Origin of the sequence: Streptomyces brasiliensis (genome assembly GCF_014647875.1) — a bacterium.
Classification (GTDB): Bacteria; Actinomycetota; Actinomycetes; order Streptomycetales; family Streptomycetaceae; genus Streptomyces; species Streptomyces brasiliensis.
Map to the genome: position 1 here is coordinate 1 of NZ_BMQA01000179.1, position 3,502 is coordinate 3,502.

5 protein-coding genes are annotated in these 3,502 nt (G+C 67.9%); 2 read left to right on the forward strand and 3 right to left on the reverse strand.

Annotated elements, in window-relative coordinates; translation table 11 throughout:
• Window positions 1-661: 661 nt before the first annotated feature.
• Window positions 662-991, reverse strand: a complete 330-nt coding sequence (locus IEZ19_RS49420) for a transposase (RefSeq protein ID WP_189317901.1) — start codon at window positions 989-991, stop codon at window positions 662-664.
• A 254-nt stretch (window positions 992-1,245) separates the two neighbouring features.
• On the opposite strand from IEZ19_RS49420, the gene IEZ19_RS49425 reads away from it, so the two are divergent.
• Window positions 1,246-2,046 carry an aminoglycoside phosphotransferase family protein gene (locus IEZ19_RS49425; protein WP_189317902.1) on the forward strand — a complete coding sequence of 267 codons (801 nt, stop codon included), beginning with the start codon at window positions 1,246-1,248 and terminating at the stop codon, window positions 2,044-2,046.
• On the opposite strand, the gene IEZ19_RS49430 is transcribed toward IEZ19_RS49425, so the two are convergent.
• Entirely contained in the window at window positions 2,024-2,620 is a 597-nt protein-coding gene (locus IEZ19_RS49430; protein ID WP_189317905.1) for an ATP-binding protein, read from the reverse strand. The two genes, IEZ19_RS49425 and IEZ19_RS49430, sit on opposite strands and share 23 nt — an antisense overlap.
• A gap of 120 nt (window positions 2,621-2,740) precedes the next feature.
• Here IEZ19_RS49430 and IEZ19_RS49435 point away from each other — a divergent pair, with 120 nt between their 5' ends.
• Window positions 2,741-3,241, forward strand: coding sequence for a hypothetical protein (locus tag IEZ19_RS49435; RefSeq protein WP_189317903.1), 501 nt, complete (start codon window positions 2,741-2,743; stop codon window positions 3,239-3,241).
• Here IEZ19_RS49435 and IEZ19_RS49440 read toward each other — a convergent pair.
• Window positions 3,207-3,416, reverse strand: a complete 210-nt coding sequence (locus IEZ19_RS49440; protein ID WP_189317904.1) for a transposase — start codon at window positions 3,414-3,416, stop codon at window positions 3,207-3,209. The genes IEZ19_RS49435 and IEZ19_RS49440 overlap by 35 nt on opposite strands.
• Window positions 3,417-3,502: the final 86 nt, after the last annotated feature.

Sequence of the window (3,502 nt, forward strand, 5' to 3'; positions counted from 1 at the left end):
CTTCGGCGTAGAGCTCTTCCATCTCCTCCTCCATGCCGGTTTATCCCGGCGCACCTACGAACCGGTCCGCCAGCACGACCCGCGACGGTACTCAAGTCCCCCTGCAACCCCAGTCGCAGGAGACGCTCCCTCTCGCCGCCCACGGGGCGGACAGTGTCGGATCGTGCCTTCTCACGTTCCGCGTGAAAGCCGCAGATCGGGCTCGCGTCGCCTCCATGCCGGACACCGCCTGGCCAGTCGGCGGGCTTCCGCCAGGCTCATCCCGGGATCAAGTGGACACCCCGGTTTCGATGTCGTCTGTTTCTATTTCGACACGTCAGCAGCGATTCGCTTGCGCTCGCCTTCCCGATCCCCACCTGACGCCTCGTCGGGCGCCTTTTCCACATCGCTCACCACGGTCGGCATTCAGCCGCCGCAGCATGTGGCGGTTTGGAGCCTCCCCCCGCAGGGCGACTCCGAAGGGCCAGAACCTTCATCTTCCACACAGCACCGCCTCACGAAGCTCTGCCTACATCGAGCCCCCTTTGGCGTTCGTGACACACCCACTTGTAGAACCATGACTCGCTCACGCCCAGCACCCGACACGCCAGGGTGTGCGGAATGTTCTGCTCGGCCTTGCAGTCGCTGATCACCCCGGCCACCTGGGCCGGGTCCGCCGCAGCTACTTCACCCACAAGGCCATGCAGCGTTTGAAGACATCACGCTCCATCTCCAGTTCCCGGATGCGCTTGTTCTTCTCCGTCATCTCCCGCCGCAGTCGCTCCAGTTCAGCACGCTCGGTATCCCGCAGACGGCCGCCCGGGGCAGCGGGTGCGGGACGGTCGGAGGAGGCCGAGCCGTTGCGGCGCCACCGCGAGACCCAGCTGTGCAGCGTTCCCGGATGGACACCGAGTTCCTCAGCGACCTCCGGGATCGGCTTCCCTGTCTCGATCACGATGCGTACAGCACCCTCACGGAACTCGGCGTCGTACGTCCGCTTCTCGGTTCCCATGAACCTCAACTTCCCCTGCAATCACGGACTCCACGCTACGAGGGGAGGGACATGGTCTGCATGAAGCCGTGTGTGTCCGTGCCGTCGGAAGCGGGTCGGGTGGATAGGTTGGGAGTTCCCCGGGTCCCCGGGGCTGCGTCCCTGACAGGCATGGCTTGGGTGGCCCCGGTCTTGCGTGTGAGCCTTGGGCGCTTGTTCGCACCGAGTTTGCGGCCCAGCCCGCGTGGGGTCGATCTGGCGATAGCGTGATCCTCATGACGGCTGAAAACGAGGCGCTGGTCGGCGGGATGGCGAACGCGGGGGCGGTCTTCCGCCGTGGTGCGTTGGTTGAGCGCCCGGCGCCGCGCAACGTGCGCGCCCTGCATGCCTATCTCCTTGCGCTGAAGGAACACGGCTTCAACGCGGCGCCGGCCCCTGTCGGTCTCACCGCGGATGGCCGCGAGCAGCTGACCTTCATCCCCGGCGACGTGGCTCTGCCGCCGTTCCCGGACTGGGCAATGACGAATACTGCCCTCGAATCGGTAGGGAGCCTGCTGCGGCGCCTGCATGGGACCAGCACGGCTGTCGCGGTCGACACCCATGCCGAGTGGCCCCGGGACCTTGCCGACCCGGAGGGGGGAACGATGCTGTGCCACAACGACGTGTGCCCAGACAATGTCGTCTTCCGCGACGGTCGTGCCGCTGCCCTGATCGATTTCGACTTGGCGGCCCCAGGCCGCCCCCTCTGGGACATCGCCATGACCGCCCGCTATTGGGTGCCCGCCCTCGATCCCGGATCCGCAGCTGCCCTCTATCCCTCCGGGCTGGATGCGCCCGCACGGCTGCGGATCCTTGCCGACAGCTATGGCCTCTCGGCGGGAGACCGCGCCGAGTTGCCCAGCGTCATCGAGCAGGCCACGGAGGTCTGCCGGGCCTTCGTCGCCCGCCGAGTGGCCGACGGTGACCCCGTCTATCTCCAGGCGCTGGCCGAGCGTGGTGGATGGGAACGCTGGGACCGTATGCAGACCTGGCTGGTGGACCACCGCAAGACGTTCACGGCTGCCCTGTTGAGCTGACCGGACCGGACGTTCGAGGACGAACTGACGGGGCGTTCTTGGTGCCTCGTTCGTCCTCGGTCGCCTGGAACCGGTAGGAGTCGGTGCCGGTCTGGATCAGCGTGCAGCGGAAGGTGATCCGGTCGGCGATGGCCGCGCAGAGCCGGGGCTCGTTGAAGATCGAGTCCCACTCGTTGAACGGGGAGTTCGTAGCGACCGCCGTCGCCTTGCGTTCCTCCCGCTCGGTGAAGATCTGGAACAGCAGTTTGGCACCCTTCTTGTCCAGGTCGAGATAGCCGAACTCATCCAGACACAAAAGGTCGACCTTGCTGTAGCGGGCGATCACGGAGGACAGGCGCTTGGCCGTGGCCGCCTCGGCGAGCTCGTTCACCAGGGCGGCGGCGGTGGTGTAGCGGACCGACAGCCCGGCCTCGGCGATCGCCGTACCGATCCCGATCAGCAGGTGGCTCTTGCCCGTGCCGCTGTCGCCGATCAGGACCAGAGGACGGCCCTCCTGGACCCAGGCAGGGTTCTTCAGCTCGCCGATGATCTGGGGTGAGACGTGGGGGTTCTTCTCGAACCGGAAGTCCTCCAGCCGCTTGAGAGGCCGTTATCAATCCGGACGTGATCGCTTGATTTCTGCAGGTCAGGCATGCTGCCGGTGGTCGGGTGGCAGGAATGACGGCGTCGTGTCGCCGCGCTGGTGGAGGACCGGATGCCGTCGCCCATGGGGCTGCTGGAGGACCGGGAGCTGACCGCGCGTCAGCGCCTGGAGGAGTGCCGCGAGGAGGCGGAGCGCGCCGCTGCTGCGCTCGCCGAGGCCGAGCAGGCCTGCGAGCGGGCCGTGATCGCGAAGGAAGAGTTCGCGGCGGCGCTGGCCGAGGCCCGCGCAGCCGATGATCCGCCGTCGGAGGGCGCACAAGCAGCTGCTGCCGCGGCGCCGGGCACGATCGTGCCCGAACGGCGGCCCGGAGTGGAGCCAGCGGTGCTCGCCCCGGACTACCAGCGGATCATCGGCGCGCTCGAGGCGGCGGCGCGGGAGGGGGCCGGGCCGCTGAACTGCCGTCAGATCGCCGCCCGGCTGGGCTGGGAGACCTCCGCCGCCGGGGTTGAGCGGGTGCGCGCCAAGGCGCGGCGGATGGCCGAGCGGGGCTGGCTGGTCAAGGAGCCGGACGGCCGGTTCAGCGCGAGCGTCCGGCCAGGCGGCGGATCATGAGCGCGGTCATCGACCAGTAGATCATCGCCTCGGCGGCCGCGGTGGTGCGCTCGTAGTCGCGCGCCAGCCGGCGCGTGCGCATCAGCCAGCCATTCGTGCGCTCGATCACCCAGCGGCGCGGCAGCACCTTGAAACCCACGGCGTTCTCGGCGCGCTTGACCACCTGCAGCACCATGCGGAGAGCGGCGGCGGCCCATTCCACTAGGGCGCGTATTGAGTCGTGATCAAGTGGTGGTCTGAGTGAGGTCTTTGATCCAGATC

Excerpts from the sequence above, each read along its gene's own strand:
- IEZ19_RS49420 (WP_189317901.1), bottom strand. The coding sequence starts at position 991 with ATGGGAACCGAGAAGCGGACGTACGACGCCGAGTTCCGTGAGGGTGCT.
- IEZ19_RS49425 (WP_189317902.1), top strand. The coding sequence starts at position 1,246 with ATGACGGCTGAAAACGAGGCGCTGGTCGGCGGGATGGCGAACGCGGGG.
- IEZ19_RS49435 (WP_189317903.1), top strand. The coding sequence starts at position 2,741 with ATGCCGTCGCCCATGGGGCTGCTGGAGGACCGGGAGCTGACCGCGCGT.
- IEZ19_RS49440 (WP_189317904.1), bottom strand. The coding sequence starts at position 3,416 with ATGGTGCTGCAGGTGGTCAAGCGCGCCGAGAACGCCGTGGGTTTCAAG.